The 16,601-nt window shown below is 63.1% G+C and carries 13 protein-coding genes and 2 pseudogenes; 12 read left to right on the top strand and 3 right to left on the bottom strand.

The features are described 5' to 3' along the window. Positions 1-285 precede the first annotated feature (285 nt). The gene (locus tag MXB90_RS16580; protein WP_250046537.1) at positions 286-1,008 is read right to left on the bottom strand and encodes a Crp/Fnr family transcriptional regulator; all 723 of its coding nucleotides are present in this window, start codon (positions 1,006-1,008) and stop codon (positions 286-288) included. 351 nt (positions 1,009-1,359) lie between these two features. Between MXB90_RS16580 and MXB90_RS16575 the strand changes: the two genes are divergently transcribed. The 11 genes from MXB90_RS16575 (at position 1,360) to MXB90_RS16525 (ending at position 13,973) form a co-directional block, all read left to right on the top strand. Continuing rightward, positions 1,360-2,730 carry a hypothetical protein gene (locus tag MXB90_RS16575; RefSeq protein WP_250046536.1) on the top strand — a complete coding sequence of 457 codons (1,371 nt, stop codon included), beginning with the start codon at positions 1,360-1,362 and terminating at the stop codon, positions 2,728-2,730. Continuing rightward, positions 2,720-5,731, top strand: coding sequence for an ATP-binding protein (locus tag MXB90_RS16570; protein WP_250046535.1), 3,012 nt, complete (start codon positions 2,720-2,722; stop codon positions 5,729-5,731). The genes MXB90_RS16575 and MXB90_RS16570 overlap by 11 nt, the downstream gene beginning before the upstream one ends. 250 nt (positions 5,732-5,981) lie before the next feature. Further along, positions 5,982-6,869, top strand: coding sequence for a helix-turn-helix domain-containing protein (locus MXB90_RS16565; RefSeq protein WP_250046534.1), 888 nt, complete (start codon positions 5,982-5,984; stop codon positions 6,867-6,869). Positions 6,870-6,978: 109 nt separating this feature from the next. Continuing rightward, the gene (locus MXB90_RS16560) at positions 6,979-7,992 is read left to right on the top strand and encodes a TRAP transporter substrate-binding protein (protein WP_250046533.1); all 1,014 of its coding nucleotides are present in this window, start codon (positions 6,979-6,981) and stop codon (positions 7,990-7,992) included. 89 nt (positions 7,993-8,081) lie between these two features. Beyond that, on the top strand, positions 8,082-8,579 hold the full coding sequence (locus MXB90_RS16555) for a TRAP transporter small permease (protein ID WP_250046532.1): 498 nt from the start codon (positions 8,082-8,084) through the stop codon (positions 8,577-8,579). Next, positions 8,576-9,862, top strand: coding sequence for a TRAP transporter large permease (locus MXB90_RS16550; protein WP_250046531.1), 1,287 nt, complete (start codon positions 8,576-8,578; stop codon positions 9,860-9,862). The genes MXB90_RS16555 and MXB90_RS16550 overlap by 4 nt, the downstream gene beginning before the upstream one ends. 15 nt (positions 9,863-9,877) lie before the next feature. After that, positions 9,878-10,723, top strand: a complete 846-nt coding sequence (locus tag MXB90_RS16545) for a dihydroorotate dehydrogenase electron transfer subunit (RefSeq protein WP_250046530.1) — start codon at positions 9,878-9,880, stop codon at positions 10,721-10,723. After that, positions 10,720-11,655, top strand: coding sequence for a dihydroorotate dehydrogenase (locus MXB90_RS16540; RefSeq protein WP_250046529.1), 936 nt, complete (start codon positions 10,720-10,722; stop codon positions 11,653-11,655). Before MXB90_RS16545 ends, MXB90_RS16540 begins: the two co-directional genes overlap by 4 nt. Continuing rightward, positions 11,655-12,917: a Zn-dependent hydrolase gene (locus tag MXB90_RS16535; protein ID WP_250046528.1), complete on the top strand. Its 1,263-nt coding sequence runs from the start codon at positions 11,655-11,657 to the stop codon at positions 12,915-12,917. The genes MXB90_RS16540 and MXB90_RS16535 overlap by 1 nt, the downstream gene beginning before the upstream one ends. A gap of 27 nt (positions 12,918-12,944) precedes the next feature. Then, a complete protein-coding gene (locus MXB90_RS16530; RefSeq protein WP_250046527.1) occupies positions 12,945-13,637 on the top strand; it encodes an orotate phosphoribosyltransferase in 693 nt (230 codons plus the stop codon). Positions 13,638-13,649: 12 nt separating this feature from the next. Continuing rightward, positions 13,650-13,973, top strand: a complete 324-nt coding sequence (locus tag MXB90_RS16525) for a hypothetical protein (protein ID WP_250046526.1) — start codon at positions 13,650-13,652, stop codon at positions 13,971-13,973. 229 nt (positions 13,974-14,202) lie between these two features. Here the strand turns inward: MXB90_RS16525 and MXB90_RS16520 are convergent. Beyond that, positions 14,203-14,727 (bottom strand): annotated as a pseudogene (locus tag MXB90_RS16520) (SIS domain-containing protein); the annotation flags it as partial. Positions 14,728-14,818: 91 nt separating this feature from the next. Next, positions 14,819-15,835, bottom strand: a complete 1,017-nt coding sequence (gene galE / locus MXB90_RS16515; protein ID WP_250046525.1) for a UDP-glucose 4-epimerase GalE — start codon at positions 15,833-15,835, stop codon at positions 14,819-14,821. Positions 15,836-16,063: 228 nt separating this feature from the next. Here galE and MXB90_RS16510 point away from each other — a divergent pair. After that, a pseudogene (locus tag MXB90_RS16510) lies at positions 16,064-16,485 on the top strand (integrase core domain-containing protein); the annotation flags it as partial. Positions 16,486-16,601: the final 116 nt, after the last annotated feature.

Raw genomic sequence — 16,601 nt, 5'->3', positions numbered from 1 at the left:
GAGAAAACCGTCGCCAGTGCAGAGGCATGGCTCCTCATCGCCCACATCAGGCGCGTCACGAGGCTCATCGCAAGGGCCTGACATCTTAAAGATAATTCCGAATCCGACTCTCAGGCCATAGCGGTGCTGGCAGTGGACAACACGAGACCGGCACCCAGGATCAGGGCGTGCATGATGGTCGGGCGGTTGGTGCGAGGGGTGAACATTCTGTCCTCCTGACGGTTGGTCGATGCCAGGATCCTGCACTCGATTCGTGACCCGCGCTGTTCCCCGGGAAACCCTGCGTCAGAAGCCACCCTGCATCGGGTCGCGCTCTGCCACCTCTTGCAGCGCTGCGATATCGCAGGTCAGCACCTGCCCGGTCCGGGTCACAACCCCCGCCTCGATCAGCCCCAGCAGCGCGCGATTGACCTTGGGCCGGCTTGCGCCCAGCATCGCTGCAAGATCACCTTGCGTCATGTCGAGCGACAGGCTTGCCCAGCCACCCGCCGCAGGCTCCTGCCCCTTCAGCATCGCCAACAGAAACCGCGCGATGCGCGATTGCAGATCATAGGAGACCAACGATTCGAGCCGCTCGTTCGTCTCGCGTACCAGGCCACACAGATAACGCGCCGCAGCCAGCGGCAGAGCCGGATCCTTGCAAAACGCCAGATAGTCGCGCCGAAACAGCAAAACCCCCCGCACCTCGCCCACTGCCGCCGCATCGGAGGATCGCGGTGCGCCGTCCAGCATCGCCATCTCTCCCAGAAAATCGCCAGGGCCAGCCTTGCGCAGCACGAATTCGCGCCCGTGCGGCGCGATCAGCGCCAACCGCACCTGGCCCGAGGTGACGATCAGCATGTAATCGCCCTCGTCGCCACGCTGAAAGATGGTGGTGCCTGCCCCCCAGACACGCGGCTGCAGCGCCTGCGCAACACGCCCGAGCAGTTCCGGATGCAGCCGCTGAAACATCGGCAGCCGCGCCAAAAGCGCCACGCGATCTGTGGCGGTTTCTTCCTGCATTGTCATTCCTAGAAATTACCTGTCGGCGCAATTTAGCCAGCCACCCGCCTTCGGACAATGAAGGCGAGCCACAAAATAGTCAGAAATATCTATGGGTGTTCCACAGGGAACAGCATCGGGACGCGATCATGTCATTTTGGGCCCATGGCGTTAGCGCGGTCAGACCGTGCAGCCGATTGGGCCGAAATTGCAGCGGTCCCAAGCGGGCGGGTCAAAAATTAGTGTAGTAGCCTCCGTTTGTAGACTGACCCGTCCGCACCTTTTCCTTACAATTCTCAGCCTGAGAACCCGTGGCGCCTTGACGCAGGGTCCTACGAACTTCATTGTTTTGCCGGATTTTAACAAAGGTTAACGGCAATGTTCAGGCAAGGCTCCTTTCTGAAACGGGCGGCCTGCGCCGGGGGGCTTGCTGGCTGTCTGACGACCGGCGCCCTTGCGGATGATCCGATCGCGTCGAACAACGGCCTTTACCCCGCGTCGGACAAATGGTCGGGCCGCTACCTTCTGGCGAATTTCGATTACCCCGAAGAAGCCCCGATCGAGGGCCGTTGGCGCGGCGCAGCGCAGGCGGCGCTGACCCCTGAAACAGCCCCGCATTATCTGGAAGCGTTGAAGCGGCATCTGGAACCCGACCTGCGCGTGCTGATCGACCAGGTCGAGCAGTGGGACCCGAAGAAGGCCGGCTGGTATGACATGGTCTGGTCGGGCGAGGGCACGCCTCTGGCCGATGGCAGCACCGACCCCACTTCGGGGCGCGAGGCGCTGATGAACACCTACACCGGCCAGATCCTCCCGCCCGAGACCTTCACCACCGTCCCGCCCACTGGCAGCGTGCAGAACCATGCCGTGATCTATTACAACGATGTCGCCGCCACGACCCTGCGCGATGTCTGGGGCGATCTTTATGTCCCCCGCCCTGAACGTGCGCAGTTCCGCGACGGCGCGATCGTGGTCAAGGCTGAGGCGGTGCCGCTGTCGGCCGAGGATTGGCCCGTGCTGCGGGGCGCGGCCTCCTGGCACGTCTATCGTCCTTCGATCGCGGCGCAGACCAGAGGCGAAAAGCCCCTGCGCCCTGAGGTGCTGGAGGCCCATCCGATCCAGATGGCAATCAAGGTCAAGGACAGCATCGCCGCGCCGGAAACCGGCTGGGTCTATCTGGCCTATGTCTATGACGCCGACCACCCCGGCGAAACGCCCTGGGACCGCTTTGTGCCCTTGGGCGCGATGTGGGGCAATGACCCCAACCTGACCGATGATCCCGACGGCCTGCCACCGGGCGCCACCTTGCGCGAAAGCTGGATCAACTCCGAGGCCCCGGCCTTCACCCACGACACGCTGGGCTGGGGCGGGCGTCTGGCGGGGCCGATGGACGTGGCCACGCGGCACAACGTCATCACCCCCTCGGGGCGGCGCTATGTGGCCGAGGACCGACTGCGCGCCTCGTCCTGCCTCAGCTGTCACGGCGCGGCGGAATTTCCATTTACGGCCAACCTCTATCCTTCGCCGAACCGCAGCTTTCCTCGCGACGGAGAGGCCTTCCTGCTCTACGATCCGGGCTCGGCAGACTGGGCGCGCTGGTTTCAGAACCGGCGCGGCGACGACCCGATGTCGCCCAACATCGGCGGGCTTGCCCTGGATTACGACATGGTCATGATGTTCGCGCTGTCGAACTATCACGCGGCGATGGGGGCCGAGGCTTTCGTGCGGCAGGGACTTGATGGCCACTGACACCCAAAGACCGCCGCTCAAGGACGTTCCGGTCGCCGGCGCCACCGAATACCGAGGCGTGTCGGTGCTGTTTGCCGACATGGCCGGATCGACCGAATTCGTGGAATCGCTGGGCCCCGAGGGCTATGGCGATCTGCTGCGCAGCTTCCACGCGCTCTGCAACGACGTGGTGCGCCGGCATCACGGCGTGGTCGCGCAATATCAGGGCGACGGGATCATCTGCTACTTCGGCTTCCCCCGCGCGGTGGAAAATGACGCCCTGCGCGCGGTGCAAAGCGGTCTGGACATCCTCGGCGAACTGCAGGCCCTTGCCGCCCAGACCGGCGTGGCGCTACGTAGCCGGATCGGCATTTCCACCGGTAGCGCGATGATCCGCGCGGATGGCGACCATTTCGGCACCAACGCGGTCGGCGCCTGTATCAACCGCGCTGCCCGACTTGAGGCGCTGGCCGAGCCCGATACGCTGCTGATCTGCGACGACACGCGCCAGCTCATTGGCGCCAGCTTCCAGCTCACCGATCTTGGCCCGCAGACGCTCAAGGGGTTCCGCAGCCCGCAGAAGGCCTATCGGGTCATCCGTCGCCGCAGCGGCGTGGCCACCCGGTTCGAGGCCCTGCGCGGCGGGCGACAAGGCGATCTGATCGGCCGTCAGGATGAACTTTCGCGGTTGCTTGCGCATTTCGACGCGGCGCGGGGCGGCTCCGGGCGGACGGTAATGGTCTCGGCCGATGCGGGCTTTGGAAAGTCGCGCGTGATCAGCGCGTTCCGACACCACCGGAAGCTCGAAAACGTGCCGGGCTTCGTGCTGCAATGCCTGCCGGAACAGACCAGCGCGCCGCTTTATCCGGTGCGTCAGTTCCTGGAATGGGTTGCCGGTGTCGCGGGGTTTGACGCGCCCGAAGTGCGCCACGCCAAGCTTGAACGGCTGTTCTCGTCAGTCTGGCGGGCCGAGGGCGAGGATCTGGCGACCCTGCTGGAGCTTTTGTCGCCGCTCGCCCCGCCGCCGCGGCCAGATCAGGCCGATTCTGCAGGGCTTCGCCGGCAACGCGCACTGCGGCTGCTAAGCCGGATGCTGTTCGGGTCGGTGCGCGGGCGCGGCGCCTTTGTCGTGGTGCTGGAGGATGCGCATTGGGTCGACCCGACGACGGCGGAACTGGTTGAAATCCTTGTCGCCGATGCCCCCGCCCATCCTGGCCTGCTCCTCGTGACCAGCCGCCCCGAACCGCCTTGGGCAGACGGCATCCCCGGCGCGGCCGAGGTCATCGCGCTGAAGCCCTTGTCCGACAATGAAGCCGCCGCGCTGGTGCGTCAGTCTCTCGGAGACCACCCGCTGACCGATGAGGGTATCGCGCTGATCGTTGCCAAATCCGAAGGCGTGCCGCTGTTTCTGGAAGAATATTCCGACATGCTGCGCCACCGCGATGACAGGGCCTCCGGCGGGCCGGATGTGCCGTTGACCCTTGGCGGTCTGGTGCAGTCAAAGCTCGACCGCCTCGACCCGCGCAGTCGCGCCTTTGCCCGCGCGGCCTCCGCCATCGGGCGCAGCTTTGACCTGAGCCTGATTGCCGCGCTGACCGACGAGGCGCCCGAGGACAGTACCGCCCATGCCGAGGCGCTTCTGGCGCAGAACCTGGTCGAGCGACCCTCGTCAACCGATCCGTCCTCGCACCTGACCTTTCGCCACGCCCTGATCCGAGATGCGATCCACGCCGGGATGAGCCGCGACGACCAGCGCCGCCTGCACGACCGGATCGCCAACCATTTCCTGGCGCAGGGCGGGGCGATGTCGGTGGCCGAACACGTGCTGGCGATGCACCTGGCCCGCGCGGGACGCCCGGCCGAGGCGGTGGCGCGCTACATGAACGCAGCCCTCAGCGCCGCAGGTCAGGGGGCAGCCGCCGAAGCGCTTGGCCATCTGGAAGACGCGCTTCTGGCGGTCGAGGCCCTGCCCCCGGGGATCGAGCGTGACACGGCAGAGCTTTCCGTCCGGTCGATCCAGGGGCCGACGCAGATGGTGACGCGCGGCCCCGGCAATCCGGCCTTCGGCGCCACGCAAGCCCGCGCGATGGACCTGGTCGAGAGATTGGGGCTGCATGAACAGATGGTTCCCGTGACCTACAGCACCGCGCTGCATGCCTGGGCCACCGCCGATCTGGGCCGCGCCCTGCAGATCAGCGAGGCGATCGCCGGGATCAACGCGCGCAGCCCCTCTGACGGGGCGACGCTGGCGGCCAGCACGATGCGCGGCCTGGTCAACTGGCACCTGGGCAACAACGTGACCGCGCTCGAGTTCCTGGGCCAGACGGTTGCGCGCTACAACCCCGAGGTTCACCGCGACCTGTACTCGGTCTTCCTCAAGGATTTCGGGGTCTTCAGCCACTTCTACCTGGGTCTGACCCACACCGTCCGGGGCGAGTTTGCCGAGGGCGCAAATCACGCCGCCCGCGCCGCCGAACTGGGCGCCACGCTGGGCTTTCCCCATGCACGCGGCTTTGGAATGCTCGCGCGGTTCAACACGGCGATGCTGCGCGGCGACGAGGCGGCAGCCGATGCGCAAAGCAGCGCCGCGCTCGACTTCGCCCGCCAACAGGGCTTCCCGGAATTCGTTGCGATGGCGACCTTCGTGCAGGGCTGGGTCAAGGCCCGGCACGGCAACGGCCCCGAGGCGATCGCCCTGATGACGCAGGGGCTCTCGGCTTGGGAGGCCACGGGCTTTACCTGCTGGCAACCGCTGTTCGCGGCCTATCTCGCCTCGGATCTGGTGGCGAATGGGCAAATCCCTGCCGCGACCGCGCTGCTGGACCGCTACGAGGGGGCTATCGACGGGTCGGGCGAAAACCAGGCCCGCGCGCCGCTGCTTCTGTCCCGTGCCAAGGCGCTGGCGGCCGAGGGCCTGACCGACCGCGCCGCCGCAACCGCTGCGCGGGCCCGCGCCGTGGCGCAGGCGCAGGGCGCGCGGCTTTGGCAGGACCGGATCGAGGCGTGGTTTCCGGGCGGTTGATCAGCCGCCCATCGCATGGATCAGCGCGGTCGTGCGCGTCAACCGCTGCGCCGGAAGTGCGGAAAGGCGTCTCGGCTTCGACAAGGGAAAGGCAGATGTCGTCGCGTTTCGCGCCCAAGCAATCACATAGCTGACCGAAAACGTGAAGCCTCCGGCAGGTGAAAAACAATAGCTTGCATTAGCGAGGCGAAAGCCGCAACTTCGGGCCGTCACTGTCCAGAATTTGAGACGACCCTAATCGGACACGATTGTGAAAGAGACCGCTAGAACAAGCTTTGAAGAGATTGGTGCCCGGCTGCGCGCCCATAGGCTGGGTATGGGCCTGAGTCCTGATGCGCTCGCTGACCGGATTGGCATTTCGCGCGCCGCTCTTTACCGTGCGGAGAAGGGTGGAATCGCAAAGGTCGATATGCTGACCGCCATCGCGCGGGAGCTGAACGTTTCGCTCCCGACCCTGCTCGGGGTGGGAATTGAGTATATACCCAATGCGGTGGCTTTTTTTGAGCGGATGCGCCAAATTGAGGAAGGAGCAGAGCAGATCATCGGCTTGTTCAGTCCGGTGTCTTATCTTTTGACCACGCGCGCCTATGATCGCGCATTAGCCGAGGTCTTCGCTGAATCGGTGCCCGCCACTCGGCAAGCCGAGGCAACCAAGATCCTTGAGATCCTCGCGCAGCGTAAAGATACATTTCATCGCCGTAAGCCTTCGCTGGCGTCGATCATTTCAGCGTCCGAAATTGAGCGTTTCCTTCGCAGCGGGCTGGAGGGGCGGACCGACTTGCCGCCCGCGCAGGTCGTCGCCCGCCGTTCCGTCGCCCTGGCCGAAGTGCGCCACGTAATCAGCTTGTTGCGCAACCCGGAAATCGGGGTGCAGCTTGGGGTGTCGTCGGAGCCTTTCCCCTCCACAAGCTTCCAGATTGTGAGGGGCGCTGGAGCGGCGACGCTGACGGTCAGCCCGTTCCGGCTGGGCCACAATCCAAATATTACGGTGGGTGTAGGGTTCATCTCCTCGGCCCCCGAAGCGGTGGAGTTGCATGAGGGAATCGCCCGCAACCTCTGGGACAGTTCCATGCGCGGAGCAGAGGCAGCCGAGCAGCTGGAACACCTGATCGAGCGTTATCGCGACGCCGCGCCATAAGTCAGGAAAAGGCCGGCGGCATGGGGCAGCGTCTCAAAAGTTAGATTATTCGCTTGACTACAGCTGTCGATCATAGAAACTCAATGCAAGCAAACCAGCGGGGGATATCATGACTAGCATTCGAACCCTGTCCGTGGCTCTTGTCACGGCGATCACCCTTAGCGCCGGCGGTGCCTTGGCGCAAGAATTCACCGCCAAGATCGGCCACCTGGAATCGGCGCAGCAGAACCGCCATATTCATTTGGAAAAGGTGGCGGCTCTGGTCAAAGAACGCACGGGCGGCGCGGTGGAGTTTCAGATTTTCCCGCAGGCGCAGTTGGGCGACCAGCGTCAGATGAACGAAGGTGTACAATTCGGTACGCTAGAGGGCACGGTGGCTCCAGCGGCCTTCCTCGGCGGGTTCAACCCGGTGGTGTCGATCCTCGACATTCCCTATCTGCTGCCCGATGACGAGGCTAAGGCGCAGGCTCTGCGTGAAGGGCCCTTCGGTCAGGCGCTTTTGGGGAGCTTCGCCGATAAAGGGATGCACGCCATCGCGCTATGGCCAAACGGGCGGAAACAGCTCACCTCCAACAAGCCGATCGAGGATCTGAGTGAATTCGCCGACCAGAAGTTCCGCGTCATGGATAGCCGCATCCTGATCGAGCAGTTCAAGGCGCTGCAAGCCTCGGCTATCGTACTTCCGTTCGGCGAGCTTTACACCTCATTGCAGACCGGGGTGATCGACGGACAAGAAAACCCGCTGGATTCCATCCAGTTCATGAAGTTCTACGAGGTGCAGAAGAACCTCGTCATCTCCGATCACGGCGCGATGGAAGATGTGGTTCTGTTTAACCCGGCGTGGTGGAACAGCCTGCCGGCGGAGTACCAGGCCATCATTCAGGACACCTTCATCGAAATGGTGCCGGAACTGGTGGCAAACAAGACAGCGTCGGTCGAGCGCGCGCTGGAAGTCGTGACCGAAGCCGGAATGAACGTTCGTGTCTCTTCGCCTGAGGAGCGTTCGGCCTTCCGTGATGCCACCTTCGGCCCCGCTTCGGAAGCCTATCTGGCGTTGGCGGGTGACAAGGGCAAGGCGGTCCTTGATACTTACAACGCGGAATATGACAAACTTGCCAAATGAGGCGATGCAGCCCTGCCCGAGTTACGCGGGCAGGGCTGCACGGCCCAACGGACTGGACGCGACTTCCCTTCAGTAAACGGATTGAGCCTATGCTGGCCCTCAATGCGCTTCGCTTTGCCGAGCGTTCCTTTATCGTCGTAGCCTTCCTACTGATGGTGTTCCTGTATTTCGGGAGCGTCATCACGCGGGAAATCGGCGGCGACGTCGCCACCTCCTTTGCGTGGGTCGAGGAAGCGGTCAGAGTTCTCAACCTGTTCATGGTGTTCTTTGGTCTTGGCCTCGCGCTGGAACGTGGGCGCCATGTCGGGATCCGCAACCTGCGTGCCAAGCTGCCTCCGAAGGTGTGCCAGGGCCTGCTCCGGGTCACCGATCTGATTGGTCTGTTGTTTTCCGGCTATATCGCCTGGATCGGAATCGAGATGGTGACTTTTGTACTGAATTCCGGGCAACGTTCGCCCACGCTCGGGATCCCGATGGGCTATATATACCTCGCGCCGACCGTGGGTTTTGTCCTGCTCGCCCTGCGTTATGGGCTTAGCCTTGTTGGTCTGATCGACCGCTTTTCTGGTGAGGAGACGGCGGAATGATCGTCGCGTTGATCTTGATTCTTGCCCTGCTGCTGCTGATGCTGGGCTTCGAGATGCTGCTGGTTCTGGGCCTGCCCGCGCTGGTCTATAAAGAAGCCTTCTACAGCACGATGCCCGACCTGATCATTGTGCAAAAGATTCTCGGCGGAGTCGATCACGTCACGTTGCTGGCGATCCCATTTTTTATCTTTGCCGCCAACCTGATGGGATCGGGCCAGATCGCCCGACAGTTGGTGGCGGTTGTAAAGGCGTTGGTCGGACATACCACCGGAGGCATGGGCCACGTCGTTGTTGGGGGGTCGATGGCCTTCGGCTCAGTTTCGGGCTCGGCCCCGGCCACAGTCGCGGCCATGGCCAAGATGGTCTATCCCGAATTGCGAAAGGCGGGCTATTCCGAACGATTCTCCCTCGGTTTGATCGTATCGAGCGCCGAGGTTGCACTGCTAATCCCGCCATCGATCACCATGATCGTCTATGGCTGGATGACCGGCACCTCCATCGCGCAGCTCTTTGCGGCAGGTCTTGCGGTCGGGCTGGTCCTGGGTCTGGCCTTCGCAATCTACGTCGTCATCGTCGCCCGGCGCGACGGGGTGGAACGCTATCCCCGCGCTGGTTGGGGCGCGCGGCTGGCGTTGATGTGGGAAGCGAAATGGGCACTTGGGATGCCGGCGATCATTCTGGGCGGGATCTATTCTGGTACCCTGACCGCAACCGAGGCCGCTGCTGCCAGCGTGGTCTATGCCATCGTCATCGAACTGGTGGTGCTACGCAGCCTGAACCTGAACGACATGTTCCGCATCACGGAACAGAGCGCGATCAATACCTGCATCATCTTCGTGCTGCTGGCGATGGGGGGGCTGGTATCCTATTTTGTCACGCTGGGGCAGGTGCCGAACCAAATCATCGATTTCATCGAGGCGCAGGACGCCGGCTGGATCAGTTTCCTGCTTGTGGTCAACGTGTTGTTTCTGATGATGGGGATGTTCATCGACCCCAATTCCGCGATGCTGATCCTTGTCCCGCCACTTTATCCTGTCGCGATGGCGCTGGGGATCGATCCGGTCCATTTCGGCATGATTTTGACGCTGAACATCAGCCTGGGGATGATCACGCCGCCCTTCGGGTTGGATATCTTCGTGGCTTCATCAACTCTGGGAAAACCGGTGTCGACGATCATATCCGGAGTCGGCCCCTTTGTCGTAGTGAACCTGATTGTGCTTCTGTTCATAACCTATATCCCCGACATCTCGCTCTTTGTTCCGCGTCTGGTCTTCGGCGGCTAGCAAGGGAGGAAAATCATGAGCATGGTGACACCCCTCGGGCATGGCAGCCCGCGGGACAGCTTCTTGCCCCGTTGCGCCGAGGTGTCGGTGCGTGTGGAGCGCAATGATCCAGTCAATGAAGAATACCGGTTGATGGTGCTGCGGGCACCCGATGCGGTGCTGAATTGCAGCCCGGGCCAGTTCTTTCAACTGTTGTGTCCGGTCGCGGGGGGCGACACCCCCTTCCTGCGCCGACCCATGAGCATCTACGGCTATGACCGCGCGGCAGGGCTGCTGCAGTTCCTTTACAAGGTAACGGGGGCAGGAACGCGAGGCCTTGCGACCTTGCGCGAAGGCGACATGCTGAACGTTCTGGGGCCGCTGGGGCAGGGGTTCTCCATGCCAAACGAGTGGCGCCGCTTGATGCTAGTCGCGCGCGGGGTCGGGTTGGCAACGCTGGCTCCATTGGCGAAGGAGGCACAGCGACTGGGTCGTTCGCTGACGGCGATCTGTTCTGCGCGATCCCCAGAACTGGCGATGTCGGTCGAACTGTTCCGCGATTGTGGGGCGGAGGTGATTGTGGTCACCGACACGGACGGATCGTCCGCGCCCGAGGCGCTTCGGATATTGATTGAGGACCGCATCGCCCGGGACGGAGTGGATGCCTTCTACACTTGCGGCTCGTCCCGGCTGTTGCGGCTGTTGCAGGATATCGGCGCGCGGCACGGCATCCCCGGCGAAATCGCGATGGAGCAGCAGATGGCTTGTGGTCTTGGGATGTGCCAAGCCTGCGTGCGTTCTTTCCGTGAGGGCGATACGATCAGGCATCGCCGGGTCTGTCGCGAAGGCCCTGTGTTTCCGATCGCGGAGGCGCTGGCATGACCGACCTGTCCACCCGGATCGGGGAGCTGCGGCTTGCAAATCCGATCATGCCGGCGTCCGGCACCTTTACCGAAGATCTTGCCGATGTTTTCGACTTGTCTATCCTTGGTGCCCACGTGCTTAAGACCTTCACCGCAGAGCCGCGCACGGGGAATCCGACTCCGCGTGTCTGCGATCTAGCCTCGGGCATGATGAACTCCATCGGTATTCCGTCGAAGGGTCTGGACCATTTTCTGACCCGCGCGTTACCGTTTTGGGCGCGGTATGATGTGCCGCTTGTTGTGTCGATCTCTGCAAATAGCAGCGACGAATTTGCCCGTCTGGCCGAAGCCGTGACCGTGCCCGGTATCGCGGTGATCGAAGCCAATATTTCTTGCCCTAACGTCGAAGCCGATGGCCGCGCCTTTGCCGTTCATGCTGACAGCACCGAACGGGTGGTGCGGGGGCTGCGGTCTGCAACCGACTTGCCGCTTTGGGTGAAACTGTCGCCCAACACCGGCGAGCCGGTAGAGGTTGCGCGTGCAGCCGAATCTGCTGGGGCCGATGCGCTGGTGGTAGCCAACACCGTGCTGGGTCTGGCAATCGACGTTTCGACGCGCAAGCCGCGCTTGGGCAATGTGATGGGGGGAGTTTCTGGCCCGGCAATCAAGCCCATCGCACTGCGCATGGCCTATCAGGCAGCGCGGTCGACCAGCATCCCGGTGATCGGCTGCGGAGGCATTGCCACGCTTGAGGACATGCTGGAATACCTGATCGCAGGGTGCGCGGCTGTGCAGGTCGGCACCGCCACCTTTCAGTCACCGACGACGATGCAGCGCCTCTTGGCGGAATTGGAGGCCTGGATGATGGCCAATGGGATCCGCTCGATTGCCGAGATCATCGGCACGTTGCAGGAGGCGGGGGACGGTGTGTTGTCGGTGGACGTGATGTAATGACCGGACTCTCGCACAACCTCGCCGGCCCCTTGGCCCAGCAGATCTTCGACGATGTGCGGGCGATGTCGCCCGATACGGCAGGGGTCAGCCGACCGGCTTACTCGGAAGTAGAGACAGCGGTGCTGGATTATCTCTCCGACGTTGCCCTCGCCCATGGGTTGAGGGTGGAGGAGGATGCGGCCAAGAATCGCTGGTTCAGCTTGCCTGAACATGCTGGCGCCGAGCGCTATGCCGTGATCGGGTCCCATGTGGATAGCGTCCCCGAGGGCGGGAATTTCGACGGCCTCGCCGGAGTAGTGACCGGGCTCTTGGTCCTGATCGGCGCAAGACAGACAGGACGTCGTCTGCGCGAGCCAGTCAAGGTGCTTGCACTTCGAGGCGAGGAAAGCGCCTGGTTCGGATCATGCTATTTGGGCTCAAAGGCGCTGACCGGGCTGATGGGGCCGGGGGATCTGGCGGCCCTGCACAAGGGCGATGGGCGTACTCTGTCGGACCATATGGCTGCGCTGGGGATCGACATTCAGCCGATCGCCGCAGGACGCCCGCTGATCGACACAAGCCGAATCTCGCAATACCTGGAACTCCATATCGAGCAGGGGCCACTTCTGGTTCAGCGCGCAATCCCGGCGGCCATCGTGACAGGAATTCGGGGAAATTTCCGCTTCCGTGCCATCCGTTGTATCGGAGAAGGTGGGCATTCTGGCGCCGTGCCCAGGGCTTATCGCCACGATCCGGTGCTGGCCATGGCTGACTTGCTGACACGGCTGGATGATAGCTGGTTGCATATCCTGCAAACCGGAGGCGACCTTGTGCTCACCTCGGGCGTAGTGGGCACCGATCCCGCCCGCCACGCCATCGCCCGTATCGCCGACGAGATCACTTTCAGCCTCGACATCCGCTCGCAAAGCGCAGAGATCCTCGACCATATGCGCGCCTATCTGCGCGAGGAAATGGATGAGATTACGCGTATCCGGGGCGTCCGCTTCGAGACCGGACCCGAAATCCCGGCAGCCCCCGCGATGATGGATGCGACGGTCGTCGAGGGCTTGATGGCGGCCATGCCCCGGATCGGGCAGGAGCCATTCTCGATGGCCTCGGGCGCGGGGCATGATGCAGCGATCTTTGCCCAGGCGGGCGTACCCTCGGCCATGGTTTTCGTTCGCAACCGCAACGGCTCGCACAACCCGCATGAAGCGATGGATCTGGATGATTTCCTTGTGGGCACTTCGATCATTTCTGCCTATCTGGAAGAAGAATGATATGTCCCACTCGTTGCAGGCTCGCCCATGACCACGCCTCTCCCCGACCGTGCCGCCATCGCCCGTGACACTGCCCGCGCGCTTATCGAGATCGAGGCGATCCGCATTTCGCCCGAGCGGCCATTCATGTTCTCATCCGGTCTCGCCAGCCCGGTTTATATCGACTGTCGCCGGATCATCTCTTTTCCCAATATCCGAGAGCGGCTGATGGATCACGCCACGGCCATTCTGCGCGCGGAAATCGGGCTGGAGGCAGTCGAGGCCATTGCCGGTGGCGAAACCGCTGGTATCCCCTTCGCCGCCTGGATCGCGGCCAATACCCGTCTGCCGATGCACTACGTGCGAAAGCGGCCCAAAGGCTACGGCCCGAACGCTCAGGTCGAAGGCGTGATCCCACAGGGCCAGCGCGTGCTGCTGATCGAAGATCTGACCACCGATGGCGGCTCCAAGGTGCGGTTCGTTAACGCCTTGCGCCGGGCCGGGGCCCAGGTCGCGGATTGTCTTGTGATTTTCTATTACGATATCTTCCCACAGACCCGCGCCATGTTGGCCGATCATGGGTTGCGGTTGCATTCGCTCGCGAATTGGCAGGATATCCTAACCGTTGCCGATGATCCGGGCCCGTTCAACCCCGGGGACTTGGCCGAAATTCGGGCGTTTCTAGACGACCCGCTGGATTGGTCCGCCCGCCATGGTGGCGCGGCGCGCCTGACGCTTTAGAAAGGACACACGATGTTTGGTTCGCTTATCAAAACACTGGAGGACCGCGGTCGGGGCATCCACGGCTATGGTGCTGTCGCTCAGGCCGCCTATGCCTGCGCGGCGGCCGATCCCGCTCGCGCTGTCGCCTACTACCTGCTTGGACGCCAGGCCGAAGACTTCGTCGATATTAACGAGCGGATGCCGGTGCCCGCCCACGTGCTGGACGCGATGTTCGAACGTTTTTCTGCCAGCGCGCGGGCTTTGGACGCCGCCTATGAGGCAGGCGACGCGGCCGCGCTGCTTGACCTACTTAACCGTACCGCGCTGGATGCCGTGACGGATCGTAATAACTAACAGGTGGTCATTAGCCAATGCTGACAGAGGCGGTTCGGTTTGTCTGAACAGGTTGCGGGCGTTTTCTAAGTGAGTTTCCGCCTCGGACATGCCGACACCGCTTCGGGCATCGGCTGGTTTAAATAGGCCAGATCGGGGGGGGGAGCGGCCCGCGGCCCAGGAACAACGCGTCCTACGCCTCGACCAGGGCCGCGATGTCATCGGACATGCTAAGCGCGGTGTTCATCAGCCCCTGCAGCGCGCGCAGCGCCGCCAGCGTATAGGCGGTTTCGCCCGACTGGCTGACGAAAACCGCCCAGCTGTTCGCCGGGATCGGCGCCTCGCGATAGCGGAATTCCGACGCCACGTCGATTTCGCAGGGCAGGCCGGCCAGGCTCTCGAACCAGTATTTCGCCACTGCGCAGGCGTAATAGGCGGTGCCGCAGGCCACCAGCGTCAGCCGGTCCAGCCCGGCGAAATCCAGCCCCTCGGGCAGGTTAAGGCCTTCGCCGATGACGTAGTGGCGCAGCGCATCGCCCAGAACGGCGGGCTGTTCGGCGATTTCCTTGGCCATGAAATGCATGTAGCCGGCCTTTTCGACCTGCGCCTGACCGGCCTCGATGCGCATCATTTCGCGGTTGGCGCGGCGGCCCTCGGCGTCAAAAATTTCCGCGCCGCGACGGGTGATGAAGGCGTGGTCGCCCTCTTCCAGATAGGTGATCGCATCGGTCATCGGTGCCAGGGCGATCGCGTCCGAGCCCACGAACATCTCGCCCTGAACAACCCGATCACACTGCCATCGTGATCTGAGCGCTACCCCCTTTCAGCGAGCAGCGACTGCGGACCATTGGAAATGACGGCAATCTTCACGACTGATAGCCTTCTGGGTTCTGTGCCTGCCAGCGCCAGTGGTCGGCCAGCATCTCGTCCAGCCCGCGGGTCGCGCGCCAGCCGAGATCGGTGGCGGCACGCGCCGGATCAGCCCAGCATTGCGCGGTGTCGCCGGGACGGCGGGGCGCCAACTTCCAGGGGAGCGGCCGGTTGATAACCCGCTCCATCCCACGGATCACCTCAAGCACCGAATGGCCCCGGCCGGTGCCGAGGTTCCAGATGTGATGCCCGGTATGATCCGCCAGATGCTCCATGGCCGCCAGATGCCCAAGCGCCAGATCCATGACGTGGATATAGTCGCGCATGCCGGTGCCATCAGGGGTCGGGTAGTCATTGCCAAAGACCGCGAGCTCCGGGCGCCGCCCCACCGCTACCTGCATCGCATAGGGGATCAAATTTGCTGGCACTCCGCGTGGATCCTCGCCGATCCGGCCCGAGGGATGGGCACCGGCGGGGTTGAAATAGCGCAGCACTCCGACCGACCAGCGCGGATCGGCGGCGCACAGATCGGCCAACACCTGCTCGACCATGAGCTTCGAACAGCCATAGGGGCTGGAAGGCTGGCCAAGCGCCGAGGTCTCGGTCAGCGGCATCTGCGCCTGATCGCCATAAACCGCCGCCGTCGAACTGAACACCAGCCGGAAAACCCCCGCTGCTGCCATTGCCCGCGCCAGGGTGACGCTGCCGCCGACATTGACATCGTAATAGGCGAGCGGATTCGCGACACTTTCACCGACGGCCTTCAGCCCGGCGAAATGCAGCACGGCCTCGATCGGGTGCCGGGCGAAGATACGTTCCAGAAGGGCAGCATCGCGGATGTCGCCGTGCCAGGTCGTTACCTGCCCGTCGGCCAACCCTTGCACCCGGGTCAGCGCCTCGGGCGAACCGTTGGAGAAATCATCTAGCACAACAACCGCATGCCCGGCCTCAAGACAGCAGAGCAGGACATGCGAACCGATATAGCCGGCGCCGCCGGTCAGCAGGATGGTCATGGGCATATCACTTTAGTCCTGTCTGCTACCGCTTGGTGACGTAGCGCCCGGGGGCATTATGGTTGAGGAGCCTCGCAGGGTTCCCCGCCGCGGTCGAGTTGGCGTGGATCGAGCGGGTGACGACAGAGCCGGCGCCGAGGTCACATTGTTGCCGATCACGATATCTTCCACCAGCACAGGATTGGGGTCAATATAGACGCTATCCCCGATGGTGGCGGTTCTTCCAGACGGCAATTTCGGCTTCTGAACGTGCTGGACGACTTCAACCGCGAGGGGCTGGGCATCGAGGTCGACTTAACGTTGCTCGCCGAGCGGGTTGTCCGGTCCCTGAACTAGATCATCGAATGGCGGGGCAAGCCGCTGGCGATCGGGTCAACAACAGCACCGAATATGTCAGTTCCACGCCGATGACCTGGGCCGAGAAGCAGGGCATCACGCTGACCTACATCCAGCCCGGAAAGCAGCGGAACGCTTATGTCGAACGCTACAACCGGACGGTCCGGCAGGAATGGCTGGACCTCTACATCTTTGAGACTATCGAGGAGGTGCAGCAGATAGCAACCGAATGGCTGTGGACCTACGATAACGAACGCCCCAACATGGGCATCGGCGGGCTCACCCCAACCATGAAGCTGAAAATGGCCGCGTGAGTTCTACGGTCGCGCCCCGTTAAAACGGGGAGGGTTACCGGTCGATGAAGGCCGAGCGGGATGCTACGTTGGTCATGGATGCCCTGATGATGGCCGTCTGGCGCCGCGGCAAGGCT

The sequence above is a fragment of the Phaeovulum molybdatiresistens genome (genome assembly GCF_023544865.1).
Lineage (GTDB): Bacteria > Pseudomonadota > Alphaproteobacteria > Rhodobacterales > Rhodobacteraceae > Pontitalea.
The sequence above is the reverse complement of the archived record's forward strand: the minus strand, read 5'-3'. Positions and strand labels throughout refer to the sequence as shown.

Coding starts and splice junctions, on each gene's coding strand:
- MXB90_RS16580 (WP_250046537.1), bottom strand. CDS start 1,008: ATGACAATGCAGGAAGAAACCGCCACAGATCGCGTGGCGCTTTTGGCG.
- MXB90_RS16575 (WP_250046536.1), top strand. CDS start 1,360: ATGTTCAGGCAAGGCTCCTTTCTGAAACGGGCGGCCTGCGCCGGGGGG.
- MXB90_RS16570 (WP_250046535.1), top strand. CDS start 2,720: ATGGCCACTGACACCCAAAGACCGCCGCTCAAGGACGTTCCGGTCGCC.
- MXB90_RS16560 (WP_250046533.1), top strand. CDS start 6,979: ATGACTAGCATTCGAACCCTGTCCGTGGCTCTTGTCACGGCGATCACC.
- MXB90_RS16555 (WP_250046532.1), top strand. CDS start 8,082: ATGCTGGCCCTCAATGCGCTTCGCTTTGCCGAGCGTTCCTTTATCGTC.
- MXB90_RS16550 (WP_250046531.1), top strand. CDS start 8,576: ATGATCGTCGCGTTGATCTTGATTCTTGCCCTGCTGCTGCTGATGCTG.
- MXB90_RS16545 (WP_250046530.1), top strand. CDS start 9,878: ATGAGCATGGTGACACCCCTCGGGCATGGCAGCCCGCGGGACAGCTTC.
- MXB90_RS16540 (WP_250046529.1), top strand. CDS start 10,720: ATGACCGACCTGTCCACCCGGATCGGGGAGCTGCGGCTTGCAAATCCG.
- MXB90_RS16535 (WP_250046528.1), top strand. CDS start 11,655: ATGACCGGACTCTCGCACAACCTCGCCGGCCCCTTGGCCCAGCAGATC.
- MXB90_RS16530 (WP_250046527.1), top strand. CDS start 12,945: ATGACCACGCCTCTCCCCGACCGTGCCGCCATCGCCCGTGACACTGCC.
- MXB90_RS16525 (WP_250046526.1), top strand. CDS start 13,650: ATGTTTGGTTCGCTTATCAAAACACTGGAGGACCGCGGTCGGGGCATC.
- galE (WP_250046525.1), bottom strand. CDS start 15,835: ATGACCATCCTGCTGACCGGCGGCGCCGGCTATATCGGTTCGCATGTC.